This window comes from Actinomadura parmotrematis (assembly GCF_019458805.1).
Classification (GTDB): domain Bacteria; phylum Actinomycetota; class Actinomycetes; order Streptosporangiales; family Streptosporangiaceae; genus Spirillospora; species Spirillospora parmotrematis.
Genome location: NZ_JAIBOA010000006.1, coordinates 271,832 through 291,763 on the forward strand (window position 1 = coordinate 271,832; position 19,932 = coordinate 291,763).

The following is a 19,932-nucleotide window of genomic DNA, read 5'->3' on the forward strand; positions in this document are numbered from 1 at the left end:
TCGGTCTCCGCCCTCCCGACGAACCCCGTCCCGGAAAGGTGACCGATGGACACCCTCGATCCCGACGGCAAGGCCGCGCTCTTCGAGGAGCACCGGCCGCTGCTGCGCGCCGCCGCGCAGCGCATGCTCGGCTCGGCGGGCGACGCCGAGGACGCCGTGCAGGACGCCTGGCTCCGCTTCGCCCGCGCCGACACCGCGGACGTGCGGAACCCCGCCGCCTGGCTCACCACCGTCACCGGCCGCGTCTGCCTGGACATGCTGCGCGCGCGCAGGCCTCGCCCCGCCGCGCGCGACGAAGCCGTCCCCGGCCCCGAGGACGACGTCCTCATGGCCGAGGAGGTCGGCCGCGCCCTGCTGGTCGTGCTGGACCGGCTGCCGCCCGCCGAGCGCGTCGCGTTCGTGCTGCACGACGCGTTCGCCGTCCCCTTCGACGAGATCGCCCCCATCGTCGGCCGCACTCCCGCGGCCGCCAAGAAGCTCGCGAGCCGCGCCCGCGCCCGCGTCCGCGGTGCCGGCGACCCGCCCGCCGTGGACGCCGCCCGGCACCGCGCGGTGGTGGACGCGTTCCTCGCGGCGGCGCGCGGCCGCGACGTGGACGGCCTGCTCGCCGTGCTCGCCCCGGACGTCGTCCGCCGCACCGACCTGCCCGGCCGTGCGCCCGTCGTGCGCGGCGCCCGCGCGGTCGCCGAGGAGACGCTGCTCTTCGCCGCCGCCGCCCGGAACGCCGTGCCGATCACGGTGGACGGGGCGCCGGGCCTCGTCGTCGCGCCCGCCGGACGGGCCCGGCTCGTCCTCGCGGTCACCGTCGAGGGCGGCCGCGTCACCGCCTACGACGTCGTGTCCGACCCCGCGATGATCAACCGTTTCGCCCTGTCGGTGTAGCTTGCCCGGGTGAGCGATCGAGAGCGCGGCCCGAGCCGTCTGGCGCAGCTGGTGACGTCCGGGACGCTCGGCGCCCTCGCCGGGGCGGCCCTCGGCGCGCGGCGCGGGCGGCGGGCGGTGCTGCTCGGCGCGGCCGCCGGCGCGGTCGCGGTGGGCGCCTCCGACGCCGTCGCGCGGGCCCGGCAGAAGCCGAACGAGATCCCCGCGCTCTGGTCGCGGATCGTGGCGAGCGGCGCGATCGCCGCCCCGCTCGGCTGGCTCGCCGGACGCCGGGCCGGCCCCGCCCTCACCGCCACCGCCGCCGGGACGGCCGCCGGGGCGCTCGGCCTGCGCCCGCAGAAGGTCGCGCTCGGCCCGGTCGTCGGCGCCGCCGCCGGGCTGGCCGCGCGCCGCGCGGGCGCGTCCCCGGCGCTCGCGGCGGCGGGCGCCGTCGTCGCCTACCGGACGGCCGCCGCGCTCGCGTTCCGCGACCCGCAGGTCGCGCTGCTCGCCGAGGGCGTCGCCCGCGAGGACCTGCCGTTCGTCGTCCCGCACACCGCCCGCACCCGTTACGTCGGCACCGGCTACATCGCCGACCTCGCCGAGCGGCTCGGCGGCGCCTACGTCGCGGACGCGCCCGACGTCGGCATCGTCGCGACGCTGGACTCCCTCGCCGGGCCGGACTTCGACCCGTCCCGCGTCGACCCCGAGGTCCGCGAGTTCTACGAGCACACCACCCGCTTCACCCTCGACATCGTCCCCGAGTGGCGGACGTGGGTGCGGCCCGGCTACCTGCTCTACCGGACGCTGCTCGCGCGGCCGCTCGGCCAGGCGAACGTCCCGATGAACCAGCGCGAGGCGCAGCGCGGCGTGCACGGCCGCATCGACACCGTCACCCCCACCGGGACCGACACCATCGCGATCCGCGGCTGGATCCGGTCGTTCGCCGATACGGACGAGCCCATCTACATCGGCGTCTACACCACGTACCGGCACGAGGGCCGCGGCTACGTCAGCGTCGGTTTCCCGCTGCCGCAGGCCAGTTTCACCGCCACGCTGGAGCCCCGCGACCGCGCGGACGGCGGCCTCACCCTGACCAGCCGCAGCAGCCTCGACCAGCCCGGCCACTACCTCACCTACGTCGACGAGAGGACCGGCGAACTCACCTCACTGGCCGTGCACGGCTTCGCGGAGCGCCTCGACGTATACGTGCGCGACGGCGAACTGCGCGCCGAGCACGCTTTCTGGGTCTTCGGGCTGCCGTTCCTCGTCCTGCACTACCGGATGGAGCGGAAGCCGGCGTCGGGCGGTCAGCCGATCTGACGGTCGCGCCCCGCGAACAGGCCCGCCACGAGCTGCACCGCCATGAGCCCCGACATGAGCGCGAGCGGCGCGCCCCACCCGCCCGTCCGGTCGTAGAGGACGCCGACCAGGAACGGCCCGGGGATCGACAGCAGGTAGCCGGTGCTCTGCGCGAACGCCGACAGCCGGATGACGGTCGCGCCGTCCCGCCCGCGCATCCCGATCATGGTGAGGACCAGCGGGAACGAGCAGTTCGCGACGCCGAGCAGCACCGCCCACAGCCAGGGGGCGGTGGCGGGCGCGGCCCAGAGGCCCGCGTACCCGGCCAGGCCGAACAGCGCGGTTCCGGCGGCGAGCGACCCCTGGCCGCGGAGCCGCCCGGCGATCGCCGACAGCGCGTAGGCGAACGGGATGCCGAGCAGCGAGGTGACGGCGAACAGCAGCCCGGCCGCCTCGGCCGGCAGGCCCGCGTCCCGGTAGATCTGCGGGAGCCAGCCGATGATGACGTAGGCGGCGCTCGCCTGGAGCCCGAAGTACAGGGCGAGCGCCCACGCCGTCGGGCTGCGGGTGATCCGCACCGGCGGCCGGTCCGCGGCGGGCGGCGCGGCGACCGGGCGGCGCGCGAGCGGCGCCCACGGCACGATCGCGGCGGCGGCGAGCGCCGCCCACGCGCCGAGCCCGCCGCGCCAGCCGCCGCCGAGCGCGTCGGACAGCGGGACGGTGAGGCCCGCCGCCGAGGACGCGCCGATGTTCAGCGCCATCGAGTACAGGCCCGTCATCGGGCCGACCCGGTCGGGGAAGCGCTGCTTCACCACGACGGGGAGCAGCACGTTCGTGAGCGCGATCCCGCCGAGCGCGACGGCGCTCAGCGCGACGAACGCCGCCGCGTTCCCGGCGAGCGGCCGGAGCGCGAGGCCCGCCGCGACGACGACGAGGCCGCCCGCGACGACCCGGTCCGGGCCGAGCCGGCGGGCCAGGCGCGGCGCGGTGAACCCGACCAGCGCGAAGCAGAGCGCGGGCAGCGAGGCGAGCAGGCCCGCGACGGCGCCGCTCATGCCGAGGTCGGCGCGCACCTCCTCCAGGACGGGGCCGAGGCTGGTGACGGCGGGCCGCAGGTTGAGCGCGGCGAGGACCAGCGCGGCGGCGGCGAGGACGGGGACCGCGCGGGGGGCGGCGCCGGCGGGCGGCGGGGGGAGCGGCCGGATCGCCTTCTCGGAGGGCATGGCTCATCATAGAATGATGGGATGAATCTGCGTCCAGTGCCCCGCTCGGCCGGCCTGTCCGACCAGGTGATCGCCCAGCTGCGCGCCCAGATCGCCTCGGGCGCCTGGCCGGTCGGCACCCGCGTCCCGACCGAGCCCGAGCTCGTCGCGCGGCTCGGCGTCGCCCGCAACACCGTCCGCGAGGCGGTGCGGGCGCTCGCGCACAACGGGCTGCTGGACATCCGGCAGGGCGCGGGGACCTACGTGGTCGCGACGAGCGAGCTCGCCGGCGTCATGCGGCGCCGCTTCGAGGGCGCCCCGCAGCGCGACGTGGTGGAGGTGCGCGCCTCGCTGGAGACGGCCGCCGCGGGCCTCGCCGCGGCCCGCCGCACCGCCGCCGACCTGGACCGCATGGACGCGCTCCTCGCCCGCCGCGACGAGGCGTGGGCCACCGGCGACCCGGACGCGTTCGCGGACGCCGACGCCGCCTTCCACCTGTCGGTCGTCGCGGCCTCGCACAACGAGGTGCTGTCGGGCCTCTACGCCGACCTGGGCGAGGTCGTCCGCGCGTCCCTGCGGGACTTCTTCGGCGCGGGCCTCGACCAGGCGGGCTACATGGACCACGCCCGCCTCGTCGAGGCGATCCGGGCGGGCGACGCCCCGTCCGCCGCCGCCGAGGCCGCCGCCCACACCGCGACCTGCCCGCCCGCCCCGCCCGCCTGACCCCCTGGTCGCTCAACGTCGAGATGCGGCGTGTTGCGTCTTTGGAACGATCCAAAGACGCAACACGCCGCATGTCAACGAATGGCGACCGGGTGGTCACTGGCCTGGCGGGCCGCCGGGAGGGCGGCCCGCCAGGTCCGGGTCAGGCGCCGATGAGGGTGCCGTTGGCCTGGGCGGCGCCGGCGAGGAGGTCGCGGACGCCGCCGAGGCCCTTCTTGACCTTGGACACGCCGATGAGGCCGCCGGCCATCCCCGAGTTGCTCGGGAAGACGCTGACGGCCGAGGTCCCGTCGGGGTTCTGGGTGACCCGCACGTGGTACTGGTAGTGGATGTGGAAGGCCCCGAGCAGCAGGGCCTTCGTGCGGTTGCCCTTCTCCAGCGAGCCGGTGCCGGGGGAGGTCCAGGAGACCTTCCAGCCGTCGGGGCGCAGGGTGTTCTCGACGAGCTGCACCGCCTCGTCGGGCGAGGACTTCAGGTGGACCACGATGCCGTTGTCGGCCATGGGACTTCCTTGGGGGTCGGGACGGATCCGGTGTGCGGATACTAGGGGGCCCCATCGCCCCCTTGTCCGGTTTCTTCACTGATGGGACTCGTGATCATGGCCGCCGGTTCTCATCGCGGCCCAGATCGGCCTTCATCGGTCTCTCATGCGCGCCGCGCAGGCTCGGAACGACACCGAGCCGAAGGGGGACGCCCGTGGAGGAGAGCGCGGATCGGGGCCTGCCGCCGCGCGGGGTCAACGTCGCGGCCGCCGGCTCCGTACCACCGAGTGCACCGCCGCCCGCCTCGCCCGCGCGCGAGGACGACACGCCAGGAGGCCCGTGATGCCCCGCGCCGCCCAGCACGCCGCCGCCGTCTACTACCCGCTGTGGGGCGGCCGGGCCCGGCTGCTCGTCGCCGACCCCTCCCAAGTGGACGCCGCGCGCCGCGAGGTCGACCGGACGGCCGCCGAGGCCGAGCGGGCCTGCGGCGCCTACCGCGACGACTCCGACCTCGCCGCCCTCAACCGCGCGGACGGCGCGCCCGTCCGGGTCGGCGCCCTCTGCTACGGCCTGCTCGCCGCCGCGCTGGACGCGGCCCGCCGCACCGGCGGCCTCGCCGATCCGGCGCCCCGCACGCCCGGCGCGTGGCGGCGCGTGGAGCTGCTCGGCGACCGGACGGTGCGCGTCCCGGTGGGCACGCGCCTGGACGTCGGCGCGCTCGGCACGGCGTACGCCGCGGGCCTCGCCGCGGCCCGCGCCGCCCGCGCGGCGGGCTGCGGGGTGCTGGTGGACCTCGCCGGGGACGTCGCCGCCGCGGGCGAGGTCCCCGAGGGCGGCTGGCCGGTGCGGGCCGCCCGGGACCACCGCCCCTACCCCGACGGGGCGCCGCCGCCCGGCCAGGACGTCACGCTGGACGCGCCCGGCGGCCTCGCCACGGCGGGCCTCGCGGTGCGGGCGCGGACCGTCGGCGGCGCCGCGCTCACCCACGTGCTGGACCCGCGCTCCGGCCGCCCGGTGCGCGGCCCGTGGCGGACGGTGTCGGTCGTCGCCGGGACCTGCGTGGACGCGGCCGCGGCCGGCGTCGCCGCGCTCGTGCGGGGCGTCGGCGCCCCCGCCTGGCTCGCCGGGCAGGGCCTCCCGGCCCGCCTCGTCGACCGCTCGGGGTTCGTGACCTGCGTCGCGGGCTGGCCCGACGACCCCGCCTGGCCCGGCGTCCGCGTCGCCGGCGCCCACCGCTGACCCCCCGGTCACCCCCGGATGAGATGCGGCGTGTTGACCCATGGGAGCGCTCCCGCAGGGCAACACGCCGCAACTCGTCTTTCGGTGACCGGGGGGTCAGCGGGCGGCGGCGGCGCGGATCGGGGGTTCGCGGGTCGCGGCGAGGGTGCTCGCGACGCTCGTCGCCGCCGTGACCGCGAACGCGCCCGCGGCGAGCAGCCCGATCAGCGTCCAGGGGACGGCGAGGGTGCCCGGCACCGTCGCGAGCGGCGCGAGCGCGACGGCGGCGACGGCCCCGCCGAGCAGCAGCCCGATCGCGGTGACGGCGGCGGCCTCGGCGAGCGCGGCGGCGACGACCTGCCGCCGCGCCAGCCCGGTCAGCCGGGCGACGGCGAACTCGGCGCGCCGCTCGGCGCCCGCGATCAGCATCGCGTTGACGACGGCGAGCGCCGCGTAGCCGCCGGACAGCCCCAGCAGCACCGCCATGATCGCGTTGTTGCCGCGCGCCTGCGCGGCGACCCGCGCGTCCGCCCACCCCCGCACCGTCCGGACCGTCCCGAGCGGCCGCAGCCGCGCCGCGACGTCGGCCGCCCGCGCGCCCGGCGCGACCCGCACGACCGTCTCGGCGGGGGCGCGGGCCGCGAGCCCGGCCGGGACGAGCGACAGCGGCACGAGGAACCGCTCCGCGCCGTTCTCCAGCCGCTCGGGCATCGCCGCGACGACGCGCAGCCGCACCGTCCGGCCGCCGATGACGGCGGTGGCGGGCCGCCGCACCCGGACGCCCTCGGCGGCGAGGCCCGCGCCGACCGCGATCGTCCGCCCGCGCAGCAGGTCCAGCGACCCGCTGCGCGGCGCCACCCGGTGCGTGCGCCGGTAGGCGGGACCGTCCACCGCGACGATGCCCGCGTGGTACGTCGCGCGGCGCGTCCCGGCCGGCCCGCGCTGCTCGACCCGCACGGCCATGTCCACCGTGAGCCGGGTGGAGGCGTCGGCGACGCCGGGCACGGCCGCGATGCGGGCGGCGTCCGCGCCGGTGGACGCGACGACCAGGTCGCCGGCGGTGAGGCGGACGAGGTCGGTGCCGGTCGCGCGGGCCTGCGAGCCGAGCATCCCGGCGAGCCCGACGGCGAGCGCGACGAGCGCGATCAGCGGCGCGGCGGTGGACGCGCTGCGCCGCACGCCGTCGCGCAGGTTCGCCTGCGCGAGGTCGCCGAGCGTCGCGGCCCGCATCGCCAGGCCGAGGGCGCGCCCGGCGAGCGGCACGAGCAGCGGGCTGAGGCGGCTCACCGCGACCGCGCCGAGCACCGAGACGCCCAGCGCGATCAGCAGCGCGCCGAGCAGGTCGCCGGGCCGCGCCGACGCCGCGAGCGCGACCGCGCAGCCGCCGAGCCCGAGCCCGGCGCACCAGCGGCCCGCCGTCATGACGCGCTCCGCGCCGCCGGTGCCGCGCAGCGCCTCCATCGGCCGCACCCGCATGGCCCGCACCGACGCGCCCGCCACCCCGAGCACCGCGACGCCGGCGCCGACCGCGAACGACACCCCCACCAGCCGGAACGACCACGGCGCGGCGAAGGAGCCGGGCAGCATGTCCAGGCCCGTCAGCAGCCGCGTCTGCGTCCACGCGGCCGGGACGCCGAGCAGGACGCCCGCCGCCGATCCGGCGAGCCCGAGCAGCACGCCCTCGCCCAGCAGCAGCAGGAGCAGGTGGCCGCGCCCGGCGCCGAGCGTGCGGAGCAGCGCGAGGTCGGCGCGGCGCTGCGCGACGGTGAACGCGAACGTGGACGCCACGATGAACACCGCGAGGAACCCCGCCAGCAGGACCGTCATGCCGAGCAGCGTCGCCGCCCCCACGTACCCCTCGCGGATCTCCTCCGCGCGCGCTCCCGTGACTCCCGGCGGCACCTTCGGCTCCCCGGTCGCCATCAGCACCTGCAACGACGACTGGACGAGCGCGACGCCGCACGCCACCGTCAGGAACGCCCCGACGAACAGCGCCCACCGGTCCCGGACCGTGCTGACCGCGAGCCTCAGCACGCGACCTCCTCCAGCTCGACCAGCCGCGCCGCCACCTGCGCGGCGGCGGGCCGCACCAGCCGGTCCGCGACCCGCCCGTCCCGCAGGAACACCACGGCGTCCGCGCGGGCGGCGGCGCCCGGATCGTGGGTGACCATGACGACGCTCTGGCCGCCGTCGACCAGGCCCCGCAGGAGGTCGAGCACCGTCCGCGCGGACGCCGAGTCGAGCGCGCCCGTCGGCTCGTCGGCGAACAGCACCGCCGGGCGCGTCACCATCGCGCGGGCGAGCGCGACGCGCTGCCGCTGCCCGCCCGACAGCTCCCGGGGCCGGTGCCGCAGCCGGTCGCCGAGCCCGACCTCGCCGAGCGCCGCGCGGACGGCGGCGCGCGGGACGCGGGCGCCCGCCAGCTTCGCGGCGAGCGCCACGTTCTGCTCGGCGGTCAGCGACCCGATCAGGTTGAAATCCTGGAACACGAACCCGACGCGGCGCCGCCGCAGCCCCGTCAGCACCCCCTCCGGCACACCGGTGATCACCTCGCCGTCCAGCAGCACCCGCCCGGACGTCACCGGTTCCAGGCCCGCCGCGCAGTGCAGCAGCGTCGATTTTCCGGAGCCCGAAGGGCCCATCACCGCCGTCCAGGCGCCCGCCGGGAGGGCGAGGTCGACGCCGTCCAGCACCCGGACGCGGGCCTCGCCCCGCCCGTACTCCTTGGAGACCCCGTGGAACTCGGTCGCATTGCGCATGATCCGATCCCACCGCGCCGCCCCCGCCCGCCGAATCGACGCGAGCCCCCAATCCGGAGGTAGGGCCGGCCCTACCCCGCGACCTGCTCCACCACGGGGACGGGCGGGCGCTCCGCGGCGTCCCGGCCGATGCCGAGCGACATGCCCGCCGCGAACAGGCAGAGCACGCCCGCGCCCCACCAGGCCAGGGTGTAGGCGCCGAGCTCGTCGCGGACCAGGCCCGCCGCCGTCGCCGCGGCCGCCGCGCCGAGCTGGTGGGCGGCGAACACCCAGCCGAACACGACGGTGCCGCGCGCCGGGCCGAACACCTCGCGGGCGAGCGCCACCGTCGGCGGCACCGTCGCGACCCAGTCCAGGCCGTAGAACAGCACGAACACCAGCATCGACGGGTGCGGGGAGGACGCGAACAGCAGCGGCAGCACCAGCAGCGACAGGCCGCGCAGCGCGTAGTACCAGCCGAGCAGCAGCCGGCTGTCGACGCGGTCGGTGAGCCAGCCCGACGCGACCGTCCCGACGATGTCGAAGACGCCGACGAGCGCGAGCAGCGACGCCGCCGTCGTCTCGGGCATCCCGTGGTCGTGCGCGGCGGGGATGAAGTGCGTCCCGACGAGCCCGTTGGTCGACGCGCCGCAGATGAAGAACCCGCCCGCGAGCAGCCAGAACTCCCGGTGCCGGGCGGCGTCGCGCAGCCCGGCGAGCGCCGCGCGGGCCGCGCCCGGCGCGGGCGGCGGGCCGTCGGCGGGGGCGGTCGCGCCGTAGGGGAGCAGCCCGACGTCGGCCGGCCGGTCCCGCAGCACGAGGACGACCGGCAGGACGACGGCGAGCGCGCCGAGGGACGTCGCGACCGACGCCGACCGCCAGCCGTGCTCCTGCACCAGCCACGCGAGCAGCGGCAGGAACGCGAGCTGCCCCGTCGCGCCGCCCGCCGTGAGGACGCCCATGACGAGGCCGCGGTGCCGGTCGAACCAGCGGCCCGCGACCGTCGCGGCGAACACCATCGCCATCGACCCGCTGCCGAGGCCGACGAGCACGCCCCAGCAGAGGACGAGCTGCCAGCTCGCCGTCATGAACACCGTGCCGCCGCTGCCCGCCGCGATGAGCGCGAGCGCGGCGGCGGTGACGCGGCGGATCCCGAACCGGTCCATGAGGGCGGCGGCGAACGGGGCGGTCAGCCCGTACAGGACGAGGTTGACCGACACGGCGAGCGACGTCGTCGCGGCGGGCCAGCCGAACGCGTCCCGCAGCGGGACGATCATGACGCCGGGGGTGGCGCGGAACCCGGCGGCGCCGACGAGCGCGACGAACGCGACGGCGGCGACCGGCCAGGCGCGGTGGAATCTGGGCACACCGCCACCCTGCCGCCCGGACCGGGCGCCCCACCAGCGGGTATCGCGCCGTTCTCCCCTAAGATCCGGCCACGCCGCCGGGGGTGAGCAGGCCCTGGAGGCCGGGCGCGTACAGGTCGGCGATCTCCTCGGCGGACGCCTCCGCCGACGCGCCCGACCGGTGCAGGCTGAGCGTCGCGCCGAGCCCGAGCAGGAGCCCGACGGCGAGCTCGGCGCGCAGCGCGGCGTCCGGGCCGTCCAGCCGCGCCGCGATCCGGGCGGTGACCTGGTCGCGGAAGCGGCGCCGCAGCAGCGCCCGCTCGTCGCTGATCGCCAGCGAGTACACCACCCGCAGCAGCGGGTCGCGGAGCGGGCCGCGGCGGGCCCGCACGAGCTCCAGCACCATGTGCCGGCCGAGCCGCTCCAGCGGGGCGCCGAGCAGCTCGGCGGCGGCCGGGTCGAAGTCGGCGATGGCCTCGAACAGGCCCTCCTTCGTCCCGAAGTGCTTGACGATCAGCGCGGCGCTCACGCCGGCGTCGGCGGCGACGCCGCGCAGCGTCACCTCCGCGTAGGGCCGCAGCGCGAACGCGCGCCGCGCCGCCAGCAGGATCGCGTTCCGTCCGCCTCCGGTCATGCGCGCCATTGTCGCCGTTCAGGCCGCCTGTTCGCGCAGTGCCGCATCCGTGTCCACGGCGGCGGACGCGCGCGGGCGGCGGCCCGGCACGAACGCGGTGACGGCGAGCGCGAGCGCCGCCGCCACGCCCGCCATGGCGAACACGAGCTGGTAGGCGTGCAGCGTCGGTGCGGGGCGGCCGCTCACCGTCGAGGTGACGTTGGCGAGGACGGCCGCGACGGCCGCGCTGCAGAACGCCTGCCCGACCGACCGCATCAGCGTGTTCAGGCCGTTGGCGGCGGCGGTCTCGGTGAGCGGGACGCCGCTCATCACCAGGGCGGGCAGCGCCGAGTAGGCGATCGCGGTGCCGGCCGCCGGGACGGTCGCGCCGACCACGATCGTCCACAGGTGGCCGCTGGTGAAGTACCGCACCGCGTACCCGCAGGCGATCAGCGCGGCCGCCACCATCAGCGCGACCTTCGGCCCGAACGAGGCGGAGATCCGCGCCGACACCGGCGACAGCACCACCATGGCGAGGCCGCCGGGCAGCAGGCAGAGGCCGCTCACCACGATCGACGCGCCGAGCCCGTACCCGGTCGCGGCCGGCTCCTGCACGAGCTGCGCGGTGGACAGCGAGTTGGCGTAGAACGCGAACCCGATGAGCAGCGCCGCGACGTTGGCGAGCAGCACCGCCGGGCGCGCCGACACCCGCAGGTCCACCATCGGCGCGGCGACGCGCAGCTCGAACGCGCCCCACGCGGCGGTGATCGCGACGGCGGCGGCGAGCAGCCCGAGGACGCGCCCCGACGTCCAGCCCCACGAGCCGCCCTGGGTGACCGCGAGGAGCAGCGCCGTCAGCGCCGCCGACAGGCCGAGCGCGCCGGCGACGTCGAACCGGCCGCGCGAGCGGACCGGGGACTCGGGCACGAACGCGAGGACGAGCGCGACGTCCAGCAGGCCGATCGCGGCCGACACCCAGAACATGGTGTGCCAGTCGGCGTGCTCGACGACCAGCGCGGCGACCGGCAGCCCGATCGCGGCGCCGATGCCGAGCGTCGAGCTCATCAGCGCGATCGACTTCAGCACCCGGGCGGGCGGCAGCTCGTCCCGCATGATCGAGATGCCGAGCGGGATGACCGCGAGCGCCGCGCCCTGCAGCGCCCGCCCCGCGACGAGCACGCCGATGTGCGAGGACACCGCGCACAGCGCCGACCCGGCGGTGAGCACGCCGAGCGAGACCAGCAGCACCCGCCGCTTGCCGTACATGTCGCCGGCGCGGCCGAGCACCGGCGTGCAGACCGCGCCGGTCAGCAGCGTCGAGGTGATCAGCCAGCTCGCGGCGGCGGGCGAGGCGCCGGTGAGGCGGGGGACGTGGGGGAGCAGGGGGACGACGAGCGTCTGCATGACGGCGACGACGACGCCGCAGAACGCCAGGACGGCGACCATCGGACGGGGGTGCGGCGCTTGCGCGGCCTCGGACATGGCGCTCCGGAGGGGGAGAGGGGTGAACAGCCGTTCACCCCCAGGGTAAACGCTTGTTCACCCTGCTGCGGACCCGCCCTCCCCGCGCAGGTGGGCGAGGACGGCGAGGACCCGCCGGTGCGTCCCGTCGTCGGGCGGCAGGTCGAGCTTGGCGAGGACGGCGCCGACGTGCTTGCCGACCGTCGCCTCCGAGACCACCAGCTCCCGCGCGATCGCCGCGTTGGACCGGCCCTCCGCCATCAGCGCGAGCACCTCCCGCTCGCGCGGCGACAGCCGCTCCAGCGGGTCGCGCCGCCGCCGGACGAGCTGCCGCACCACCTTCGGGTCCACGACCGTGCCGCCCGCGACGACCCGCCGGAGCGCGTCCGCGAACTCGGCGACGTCCACGACCCGGTCCTTCAGCAGGTAGCCGACGCGGCGGCCGTCGCCGGAGTCCAGCAGGTCGGCGGCGTAGCTCAGCTCCACGTACTGGCTGAGCGCGACGACCGGCAGCGCCGGGTCGGCGCGGCGCAGCTCGACGGCCGCGCGGAGGCCCTCGTCGGTGAAGCCGGGCGGCATCCGCACGTCGGTGACGACGAGGCCCGGCGCGTGCGCGGCGACGGCGGCCCGCAGCGCGCCGGCGTCGCCGACGGCCGCCGCCACCTCGAACCCGAAGCGGGCGAGGAGCCCGGCGAGCCCCTCGCGGAGCAGCACCCCGTCCTCGGCGAGCACTACGCGGACGGGCTGCACGGGAGCTCCGCTCTGACCACGGTCGGGCCTCCTGGGGGACTGGACAGCAGCATTCTCCCGCCGACCGCCGCGGCCCGGTCGGCGAGCCCGGCGAGGCCGCCGCCGTCCGCCGCGGCGGCGCCGCCCGCGCCGTCGTCGGCGACCTCCAGCACCAGCAGCCCGCCGGACCGGTGCGCCCGCACCGCCACGTGCCGGGCGCCGGCGTGCTTGGCGGCGTTGGCGAGCGCCTCGGCCGCCACGAAGTAGGCGGTCGACTCGACCTCCGGCGCGAGCCGCCCGGCCAGCCGGACGTCCACCGCGACGGGCGCCGCCGACCGGTCGGCGAGCTCGCCGAGCGCCGCCGCGAGGCCCCGGTCGGTGAGGACGCGCGGGTGGATGCCGTGGATCAGCTCGCGCAGCTCGGCCATCAGCTCCTTGGCCTGCCGGTGCGCGGCGTCGAGCCCGGCCGCCGCCGGGCCGCCGTCGGGGACCTCCAGCCGGGCCAGCGCGATCTGCAGGGTGAGGCCGACGAGGCGCTGCTGCGCGCCGTCGTGCAGGTCCCGCTCGATCCGCCGCCGCTCGGCCTCGAAGGCGTCCACCAGGCGCGCCCGCGACCGCGTCACCTCGACCAGCTCGTCCCGCGGGCCCGTCCCGAGCAGCCGCCGCGCCGCCCACGCCTCCGCCAGCGCGGCGCCGCCCGCCGCGTACCCGAGGACGGGCAGCAGAGCGAGCGCCGCCCCCGCGTACACCAGCGCCCCGCCCACCGACCCGACCGTCGCGAACCCGACCGCGACCGGTCCTTCACCGGCCAGCAGCGGGCTGACCAGGAACACCCCGAGCATCAGCGCCGCCCCGGCCAGCGCCGCCGCCACCGCCGGCACGGCCGTCACCAGCAGGCCGAGCCACGCGAGCTCCCGCCACGTCGCCGCCTCCCGCAGCCGGGGCCCGCCCGCGTGCCCGTCGCGCACCGGCCGCGGATCGACGGCCCGCAGCCGCCGCCGCTCCCACCGCCCGACCGGCACCGCCGCGAACGGCCCGGCGGCCAGCGCGGCCAGGAACCAGGGCCGCCCCGCCAGCGCCGCCATCGCGAACGGCGCCGCGACGAGCGCGGGCCCCGTCCCCGACACCAGGTACCAGGCGGACCGCCACGGCCACGCCCCCGCCAGATACCCCGGCCGCCGCAGCGCCCCCGCCACGCCGCCCGCCGCCCCGATGACCCCGCCCATCCGGACATTCTGCCCTTCGGGGGGATCAGTCGGCGGTCACGCCCCAGTAGCCGATCTCCGCGGGCTCGCCGCGCTCGTCGTAGAGGACGGTGCAGCGGGCCGCCGAGCGCATCGGGTAGTCCAGCGCGTCGGAGTCGAGCGCGGCCTCCCACTCCGCCGCGGTCGGCCGCCCGCCGGGCGCCCACGCCCGGACCTCGGCGTCGGACAGCGGGCGCAGGCAGGCGGCGCCGTCGGGGCCGCCGGGGCCGGCGAACTCGGCCTGGTCGAGGACGCTGGCGGTGCCGCCGGTCATGATCTCCTCGATCCAGTCCTCGTCGTGCCACAGCTCCTCGATGGTGCCGGGGATCCCGCGCCGCTCCAGCTCGCGCGCCTGCATCTCCCGGAAGGCCGCCTCCAGGTCCTCCCGGTAAGGCCCCCGCTGCGCCCAGCAGTCCCCGCCCATGCCGCCTCCCTCGTCCTCGTCCGGGACGAGCCTAGGAGGGGCCTCCGACATTCTCCGGAGAGCCGAACGCCGCCCGGCCACGTCGTTGGGGCCGGGCGGCGTTCCGTTCTCGGGGCGGGTCAGGAGACGGGGAGGGCGGCGTCCTCGCGCCAGAGCTCCAGCAGGCCGGCGAGGCGGGTGCGGTACAGCTCGACGCCGGCGGTCTTGACGTGCTCGTAGCCGCGCACCAGGTCGGGCAGCTCGGCGATCTCGACGGCGAGGTCGTGCCGGTCGCGCGACAGGGACGCGGCCAGCTCGTCCACGACCGCCAGGTACTCGGCGAGCAGGGCGCGCTCGGTGCGGCGCTGGGCGGTCGCGCCGAACGGGTCGAGCGCGGTGCCGCGCAGCCGCCGCATGGCGTGCAGGGCGCGGAACGCGGGCCGGGCCGTGCGGCCGAGGGCGATCTTCTTCTTCATGCCGAGCGCGCGCAGCACCGGCGGGTGCAGCAGGTACTTCACCGTGGCGCCTTCGCCGAACTGCTCCTCGGCCCGCCGCTGCGTGTCCAGGTGCAGGCGGGCGACCTCGTACTCGTCCTTGTAGGCCATCAGCTTGAACAGGTTGCGGGCCACCGCCGCCGCCAGCGGCGTCCCGGCGACGCCCGCCGCCGTCTCGGCGGCCTCGACGCGCCGCACCGCCGCCAGATAGCGGTCGGCGAGCGCGGCGTCCTGGTAGGCGGTCAGCTCCGGGACGCGGGCGGCGAGGACGTCGGCGAGGGTCCGCGCGACCGGCTCCGGCTCGGCCGGGGCGGGCTCCAGGACGAGCCGCCGGCCCGCCCGGAACGCCTGGACGTTCCGCTCGGCCTGCACGCCGTTGACGCGGAGCGCCTCCTCGATCGCCGTCGCCGAGATCGGCAGCGCGCCCGCCTGGTAGGCGGCGCCGACGACGATGAAGTTCGCGGGCGTCGCGTCCCCGAACCACTCCTCGGCGAGCGCGAGCGCGTCGAGGGCGCGCAGGTCGCGGCTGCGCGCGCCGATGCGGCGGACGAGCCGCGCGCTCGGCGGCAGCGCCGCCGCGACGTCGGTGATCATGCGGCCGGTCGGGACCTCGCTGGTCGACACGACCGCGGTGGTGCGGCCCTCCGCGCAGCGGTCCAGGTTGGCGTCGGCGGCGCCGGCGAGCGCGTCGAACACCAGGTAGGCGTCCGCGCCGCCGGTCCCGATCATCGCGGGCCGGTCGGCGGGGGACGCGGTGACGCGCAGGTGCGACACGACCGCGCCCGCCTTCTGGCTGAGGCCCGTCTGGTCGAGGGAGCGCGCGTACCGGCCGTCCAGCATCGCGGCGGTCGCGAGGACCTGGTCGACGGTGACGACGCCGGTCCCGCCGATGCCGACGAGCAGCACGTCCCCCGACTCGGGGATCGCGACGGGATCGGGCAGCGCCCCGATCGGCGCCAGCCCCACGGCGGCGGCCTTCTTGCCGGGAGCCACGGTGACGAAGGACGGGCAGTCGCCGTCCAGGCACGAGTAGTCCTTGTTGCAGGACGTCTGGTTGATGCGCGTCTTCCGCCCGAACTCGGTCTGCACGGGCTCCACGCTGAGGCAGTTGGACTTGGTGCCGCAGTCGCCGCAGCCCTCGCACACCGCCTCGTTGATGAGGACGCGCGTCACCGGGTCGGGCGCCTGCCCGCGCTTCCGCTTGCGGCGCCGCTCGGCCGCGCACTCCTGGTCGTAGAGGATCACGGTGACGCCGGGCACCTCGCGCAGCTCGCGCTGCACGGCGTCCATCGCGTCGCGGTGCCGGACGGTGACGCCGGGCGCCCACGGGGCGCGGCGCCCGTACTTGCCGGGGTCGTCGGCGACGACGACGATCCGCGCGACGCCCTCGGCGTGCAGCATCCGGGTGATCGCGGCCGGGTCGGAGCCGCCGTCGGCGTCCTGCCCGCCGGTCATCGCGACCGCGTTGTTGTACAGCAGCTTGTAGGTGATGGAGACGCCCGCCGCGACGGACTGGCGGATCGCGAGGCTGCCGGAGTGGAAGAACGTGCCGTCGCCGAGGTTCTGGAACAGGTGCGGCGTCTCGGTGAACGCCGACGCGCCGACCCAGACGACGCCCTCGCCGCCCATCTGCGTGGTGCCGATGCTGCGGTCCATGAACGCGCTCATGATGTGGCAGCCGATGCCCGACACCGCCAGCGACCCGTCCGGCACGGCCGTGGAGCGGTTGTGCGGGCAGCCGGAGCAGAAGAACGGGGTGCGCGCCGCCGTCAGCAGGTCGATCTTGGGGACGCGCGGCTTCAGCACCGGGTGGGCGAGGTCCAGGCCGCCGAGCCGCTCGGCGAGGGGGCGGGCGAGCGCGCGGGTGAGGCGGTCGGCGTCCAGGCCGCCGTCCAGGGGGACCAGCGGCTTGCCGAGGACGGCGGGCCGGTCGTCGAGGTCGTAGAGCAGGTCCTTGAGCTGCGTCTCGACGAACGGGCGCTTCTCCTCCACCACGATGATCTCGCGGAGCCCGGCGGCGAACTCGCGGACGCGCCGCGCGTCCAGCGGGTGGATCATGCCGAGGCGGAGCAGCCGGACGCCGCGCCGGGCGAGGCCCGCGTCGTCCAGGCCGAGCCGGTCGAGGGCCTCGCGGAGCTCCAGGTAGGTGCGGCCGGCGGCGACGAGGCCGATCCGGGCGCCGTCGCGGGCGCCCTCGATGCGGTCGATGCCGTTGGCGTGCGCGAACGCGGCCGCGGCGGCGAGGCGGCCCTCCAGCACCTCCGGCTCCATCGCCGTGGTCGTCTTGATGTCGATGCCGGGCTTGCGGGTCACCTTCCACGGCTTGCCGCGCCAGGCGAAGTCGGGCCGGACGGGCGCGGGGACGGGCGCGGCGTCGACCGTCTCGAAGCCGTCGGCGACGTCGGTGACGACCTTGAACCCGACCCAGGCGCCCGAGTACCGCGACATCTCGAAGCCGAGGCGGCCGAGGCGCAGCACGTCGCCGACGGACGCGGGCACGAGCACCGGCATGAACGCGTCGGCGAGCGCGCCCTCGGTCGCCGACGGCAGCGTGGACGACTTGCAGGACGGGTCGTCGCCCGCGACGACGAGGACGCCGCCGTGCTCGGCGGTGCCGAGCCAGTTGCCGTGCTTGAAGGCGTCCAGCGAGCGGTCCACGCCGGGCGCCTTGCCGTACCAGAGGCCGAACACGCCCTCGAAGCGCGGCCCGTCGAGCTGCTGCACGAGCTGCGACCCGTAGACGGCGGTCGCGGCGAGCTCCTCGTTCACCCCGGGCACGAACCGGACGTCGTGGGCGTCCAGCAGCTTCCCGGAGCGCTCCAGCTGCTGGTCGAGGCCGCCGAGCGGGGAGCCCCGGTAGCCGGACACGAACCCGGCGGTGCGGAGGCCGCGCGCCGCGTCCGCGCGCTTCTGGTCGAGCAGCAGCCGGACCAGCGCCTGCACGCCGCCGAGGGCGACGCGGCCGGTCTCCAGCTCCAAACGGTCGCGCAACGGGTCGGGCATCGGGCACCTCACGGGGAAAGTGGTGTGATCCACGTCATTGACCCTCGCGGGCTGCGCACCCTGCAAGATGATGGTCTGGAAGTTGAGCGGATTGCTCAACATGATCAGGGACCGGTCCCCGGAGGTGAGCGTTGTGCCCCGCGTCGACGCGCTCGACATCAGGATCCTGCGGCGGCTCGTGGAGCAGCCCCGCATCGGCGTCACCGAGCTCGCCGCCCGGCTCGGCATCGCCCGCAACACCGCGCACGCCCGCGCCGAGCGGCTGGAGCGCGACGGCGTCATCGGGCACCGCGGCCGCGAGGTCGACATCGGCGCGCTCGGCTTCGAGCTCACCGCGTTCGTGACGCTGGAGGTCGCGCAGGGCCGGCTCCGCGAGGCCGCGCAGGCCCTCGCGGCGATCCCGCGCGTCCTGGAGGTGCTCGGGATCACCGGCCAGGGCGACCTGCTGGTGCGGGCGGCGGCGCCGAACGGGAGCCAGCTGCACGAGGTCATCGACGCGATCCTGGCGTGCCCCGGGGTGCGGCGCAGCACCACGTCCATCGTGCTCACGCACCAGGTGCCGTTCCGGATCGGGCCGCTCCTGGAGGACGAGGAGCGGCGCCGCGCCCGCCCGGATGTGTAAACGCCGATCAGTGGAGATAAGGGAGGAAGCGACCTCGATGGAAGGGGAACCCCCATGACCAGCGTCGGAGCCCTCGGCGGCGAGTCGGACGCGGTGGCCCTGCGCTCGGGCACCGGGACGGGAGGCGGCGGGGAGGCCGCCACCGCGCCCGGGGAGAAGCCGCGCATCGTGCCCCGGGACGTCCCGGTGGACGAGCGCGAGGACCTGCCCGAGGAGCTGAAAGAGGGGGAGCGGGACGTGGCCGAAGGCGAGGGCGAGGAGGCCACGTCCTGAAGGGGAGAGCGTTGGGTCGTGGCACGGCGCGATCCAACGGGCGTGCCGCACCGCATGATGCGGTGCGGCACGTTCTCTTCCCAGCGCACGGGCAGGATCGGCGGCCGCCCCGCATCCCTACGCCCTGGAAGCCCGCCACCTCGGCCTCAGCTGACTCCCGGCTCCCGCCGCTCCCAGAGGATTTCGGCGCGTATCAGTTCGAGCAGCCGTCCCATCCAGTTCAGGCCCTCGCCGCTTCCGCCACCGGCGGCCAGCCAGTGCCGTGACTCCATGAAGCCGGTGTAGAGGATCCGCGCGTCGCCCGTCGCGACGAGCCGGTCCGCCGCCTGCGGGTGCTGGGCGAACTTGGCGCGCAGCAGCTCGGCCATCACGGCCGTCCGCACGTCCGGCCAGTCCGGCGGATGCGGGACGCGCCCGCCCAGCTCGTGCGCGTCGCGCGCGGTCGCGGCGTCCCGAACGCGGTCGTGGTCGCCGGGATCGGCCGCTGCCAGCGCCCAGTAGGCGTGCGTGACGGACGGATACTCCCGCCCCCGGTAGCGGACGGGCAACGGCAGCTCGTTGCGCAGCAGCGCGTCGCCGGGATCGTCCGGTACGCCGTTCGGATGGACGGTCAGGTTCAGCGTGACGACGCGCGGCGCCGGCCGGCGGGCCGTCGCCGCCGATCGGCTCGCCGAGCGCCGTCGCGAGGATGCGCATCGGCAGGTCCTGCGCGTCCATGTCGCCCAGCACGAAGATCCGCTTGTGCGGCGGCACGTCCAGGTACGCGGCGCGCAGCAGCAGCCGGTTCTCCTCCGACAGCTCGGCCGCGAACCGTTCGGCGACGTCCCAGAACCGCCGCTGCGACGTCGGCAGGCCGCTGAGCTCGGCGGCGACGTCGGCGGCCTCGGCGAGGAAGCCGTCCGTGGTCAGCGGCTCGGACGCGCGCCCGTTCCACGCTCGCTTCTCCTCGCGCGGTGGCGCCGCCGGGTCCTGCAATGCGATCCGGCCGTCCTCCAAGCGCGCGCAGCCCCGCGAAGTCCATCCCCGCGCGCGCCTGCACGCGTCCGTTGGCGTAGACGGTGAGGTCGTCCATGAAGTACCGCCCGTCGCCGTCCCGGTACCAGACGTGGCACCAGCGGCCCCGGATCGTCTCCCCTTCGACGTGCACCACGGTGAGCTGCGGACCGAACATGCCCGAACGGTAGCGAAAGACCTGACAAAGATCCCCCGGCGACCGCG

General features: G+C 76.8%; 18 protein-coding genes and 2 pseudogenes. 6 read left to right on the top strand and 14 right to left on the bottom strand.

Annotated elements, in window-relative coordinates; translation table 11 throughout:
* Nucleotides 1–45: 45 nt before the first annotated feature.
* Both K1Y72_RS12080 and K1Y72_RS12085 read left to right on the top strand, forming a co-directional pair.
* A complete protein-coding gene (locus K1Y72_RS12080; RefSeq protein WP_220166091.1) occupies nucleotides 46–882 on the top strand; it encodes a sigma-70 family RNA polymerase sigma factor in 837 nt (278 codons plus the stop codon).
* A 9-nt stretch (nucleotides 883–891) separates the two neighbouring features.
* Nucleotides 892–2,184, top strand: coding sequence for a hypothetical protein (locus K1Y72_RS12085; RefSeq protein ID WP_220166092.1), 1,293 nt, complete (start codon nucleotides 892–894; stop codon nucleotides 2,182–2,184).
* Here the strand turns inward: K1Y72_RS12085 and K1Y72_RS12090 are convergent.
* The gene (locus K1Y72_RS12090) at nucleotides 2,172–3,386 is read right to left on the bottom strand and encodes an MFS transporter (RefSeq protein WP_220166093.1); all 1,215 of its coding nucleotides are present in this window, start codon (nucleotides 3,384–3,386) and stop codon (nucleotides 2,172–2,174) included. The genes K1Y72_RS12085 and K1Y72_RS12090 overlap by 13 nt on opposite strands.
* 21 nt (nucleotides 3,387–3,407) lie before the next feature.
* Between K1Y72_RS12090 and K1Y72_RS12095 the strand changes: the two genes are divergently transcribed.
* Nucleotides 3,408–4,088, top strand: a complete 681-nt coding sequence (locus tag K1Y72_RS12095) for a FadR/GntR family transcriptional regulator (protein ID WP_220166094.1) — start codon at nucleotides 3,408–3,410, stop codon at nucleotides 4,086–4,088.
* A gap of 142 nt (nucleotides 4,089–4,230) precedes the next feature.
* On the opposite strand, the gene K1Y72_RS12100 is transcribed toward K1Y72_RS12095, so the two are convergent.
* Nucleotides 4,231–4,590 (bottom strand): hypothetical protein, encoded by a 360-nt coding sequence (locus K1Y72_RS12100; protein ID WP_220166095.1) that lies wholly within the window; start codon nucleotides 4,588–4,590, stop codon nucleotides 4,231–4,233.
* 322 nt (nucleotides 4,591–4,912) lie between these two features.
* On the opposite strand from K1Y72_RS12100, the gene K1Y72_RS12105 reads away from it, so the two are divergent.
* Nucleotides 4,913–5,809 (top strand): FAD:protein FMN transferase, encoded by an 897-nt coding sequence (locus K1Y72_RS12105; RefSeq protein ID WP_220166096.1) that lies wholly within the window; start codon nucleotides 4,913–4,915, stop codon nucleotides 5,807–5,809.
* 96 nt (nucleotides 5,810–5,905) lie between these two features.
* On the opposite strand, the gene K1Y72_RS12110 is transcribed toward K1Y72_RS12105, so the two are convergent.
* From K1Y72_RS12110 to K1Y72_RS12150, 9 genes are all read right to left on the bottom strand, one after another.
* The gene (locus K1Y72_RS12110) at nucleotides 5,906–7,822 is read right to left on the bottom strand and encodes an FtsX-like permease family protein (RefSeq protein WP_220166097.1); all 1,917 of its coding nucleotides are present in this window, start codon (nucleotides 7,820–7,822) and stop codon (nucleotides 5,906–5,908) included.
* Nucleotides 7,816–8,547 carry an ABC transporter ATP-binding protein gene (locus tag K1Y72_RS12115; protein WP_220166098.1) on the bottom strand — a complete coding sequence of 244 codons (732 nt, stop codon included), beginning with the start codon at nucleotides 8,545–8,547 and terminating at the stop codon, nucleotides 7,816–7,818. The genes K1Y72_RS12110 and K1Y72_RS12115 overlap by 7 nt, the downstream gene beginning before the upstream one ends.
* A gap of 71 nt (nucleotides 8,548–8,618) precedes the next feature.
* Nucleotides 8,619–9,893 carry an MFS transporter gene (locus K1Y72_RS12120; protein WP_220166100.1) on the bottom strand — a complete coding sequence of 425 codons (1,275 nt, stop codon included), beginning with the start codon at nucleotides 9,891–9,893 and terminating at the stop codon, nucleotides 8,619–8,621.
* 58 nt (nucleotides 9,894–9,951) lie between these two features.
* A complete protein-coding gene (locus K1Y72_RS12125; protein WP_258572290.1) occupies nucleotides 9,952–10,506 on the bottom strand; it encodes a TetR/AcrR family transcriptional regulator in 555 nt (184 codons plus the stop codon).
* Nucleotides 10,507–10,524: 18 nt separating this feature from the next.
* Nucleotides 10,525–11,931 carry an MFS transporter gene (locus K1Y72_RS12130; RefSeq protein ID WP_258572291.1) on the bottom strand — a complete coding sequence of 469 codons (1,407 nt, stop codon included), beginning with the start codon at nucleotides 11,929–11,931 and terminating at the stop codon, nucleotides 10,525–10,527.
* Nucleotides 11,932–12,024: 93 nt separating this feature from the next.
* Nucleotides 12,025–12,696, bottom strand: coding sequence for a LuxR C-terminal-related transcriptional regulator (locus tag K1Y72_RS12135; protein ID WP_220166105.1), 672 nt, complete (start codon nucleotides 12,694–12,696; stop codon nucleotides 12,025–12,027).
* Nucleotides 12,678–13,901, bottom strand: a complete 1,224-nt coding sequence (locus K1Y72_RS12140; protein ID WP_220166107.1) for a sensor histidine kinase — start codon at nucleotides 13,899–13,901, stop codon at nucleotides 12,678–12,680. Before K1Y72_RS12140 ends, K1Y72_RS12135 begins: the two co-directional genes overlap by 19 nt.
* 25 nt (nucleotides 13,902–13,926) lie before the next feature.
* On the bottom strand, nucleotides 13,927–14,343 hold the full coding sequence (locus tag K1Y72_RS12145; RefSeq protein WP_220166109.1) for a hypothetical protein: 417 nt from the start codon (nucleotides 14,341–14,343) through the stop codon (nucleotides 13,927–13,929).
* A gap of 119 nt (nucleotides 14,344–14,462) precedes the next feature.
* Nucleotides 14,463–17,819: an indolepyruvate ferredoxin oxidoreductase family protein gene (locus K1Y72_RS12150; protein WP_220166112.1), complete on the bottom strand. Its 3,357-nt coding sequence runs from the start codon at nucleotides 17,817–17,819 to the stop codon at nucleotides 14,463–14,465.
* Nucleotides 17,820–17,952: 133 nt separating this feature from the next.
* On the opposite strand from K1Y72_RS12150, the gene K1Y72_RS12155 reads away from it, so the two are divergent.
* Nucleotides 17,953–18,441 (top strand): Lrp/AsnC family transcriptional regulator, encoded by a 489-nt coding sequence (locus K1Y72_RS12155; protein ID WP_308287026.1) that lies wholly within the window; start codon nucleotides 17,953–17,955, stop codon nucleotides 18,439–18,441.
* Nucleotides 18,442–18,495: 54 nt separating this feature from the next.
* Nucleotides 18,496–18,714 carry a hypothetical protein gene (locus tag K1Y72_RS12160; protein WP_220166116.1) on the top strand — a complete coding sequence of 73 codons (219 nt, stop codon included), beginning with the start codon at nucleotides 18,496–18,498 and terminating at the stop codon, nucleotides 18,712–18,714.
* Between the two features lie 146 nt (nucleotides 18,715–18,860).
* Here the strand turns inward: K1Y72_RS12160 and K1Y72_RS12165 are convergent, their stop codons facing one another.
* From K1Y72_RS12165 to K1Y72_RS37725, 3 genes and pseudogenes are all read right to left on the bottom strand, one after another.
* Entirely contained in the window at nucleotides 18,861–19,262 is a 402-nt protein-coding gene (locus tag K1Y72_RS12165; protein ID WP_220166118.1) for an NADAR family protein, read from the bottom strand.
* An 85-nt stretch (nucleotides 19,263–19,347) separates the two neighbouring features.
* Nucleotides 19,348–19,710: pseudogene (locus K1Y72_RS37720) on the bottom strand (DUF7639 domain-containing protein); the annotation flags it as partial.
* A gap of 13 nt (nucleotides 19,711–19,723) precedes the next feature.
* Nucleotides 19,724–19,885: pseudogene (locus K1Y72_RS37725) on the bottom strand (DUF7638 domain-containing protein); the annotation flags it as partial.
* Between the last annotated feature and the right edge of the window lie 47 nt (nucleotides 19,886–19,932).

What these genes read in the sequence shown, in the direction of transcription:
- K1Y72_RS12080 (WP_220166091.1), top strand. Translation starts at nt 46, where the DNA reads ATGGACACCCTCGATCCCGACGGCAAGGCCGCGCTCTTCGAGGAGCAC.
- K1Y72_RS12090 (WP_220166093.1), bottom strand. Translation starts at nt 3,386, where the DNA reads ATGCCCTCCGAGAAGGCGATCCGGCCGCTCCCCCCGCCGCCCGCCGGC.
- K1Y72_RS12095 (WP_220166094.1), top strand. Translation starts at nt 3,408, where the DNA reads ATGAATCTGCGTCCAGTGCCCCGCTCGGCCGGCCTGTCCGACCAGGTG.
- K1Y72_RS12100 (WP_220166095.1), bottom strand. Translation starts at nt 4,590, where the DNA reads ATGGCCGACAACGGCATCGTGGTCCACCTGAAGTCCTCGCCCGACGAG.
- K1Y72_RS12105 (WP_220166096.1), top strand. Translation starts at nt 4,913, where the DNA reads ATGCCCCGCGCCGCCCAGCACGCCGCCGCCGTCTACTACCCGCTGTGG.
- K1Y72_RS12115 (WP_220166098.1), bottom strand. Translation starts at nt 8,547, where the DNA reads ATGCGCAATGCGACCGAGTTCCACGGGGTCTCCAAGGAGTACGGGCGG.
- K1Y72_RS12125 (WP_258572290.1), bottom strand. Translation starts at nt 10,506, where the DNA reads ATGACCGGAGGCGGACGGAACGCGATCCTGCTGGCGGCGCGGCGCGCG.
- K1Y72_RS12130 (WP_258572291.1), bottom strand. Translation starts at nt 11,931, where the DNA reads ATGGTCGCCGTCCTGGCGTTCTGCGGCGTCGTCGTCGCCGTCATGCAG.
- K1Y72_RS12140 (WP_220166107.1), bottom strand. Translation starts at nt 13,901, where the DNA reads ATGGGCGGGGTCATCGGGGCGGCGGGCGGCGTGGCGGGGGCGCTGCGG.
- K1Y72_RS12145 (WP_220166109.1), bottom strand. Translation starts at nt 14,343, where the DNA reads ATGGGCGGGGACTGCTGGGCGCAGCGGGGGCCTTACCGGGAGGACCTG.
- K1Y72_RS12150 (WP_220166112.1), bottom strand. Translation starts at nt 17,819, where the DNA reads ATGCCCGACCCGTTGCGCGACCGTTTGGAGCTGGAGACCGGCCGCGTC.
- K1Y72_RS12160 (WP_220166116.1), top strand. Translation starts at nt 18,496, where the DNA reads ATGACCAGCGTCGGAGCCCTCGGCGGCGAGTCGGACGCGGTGGCCCTG.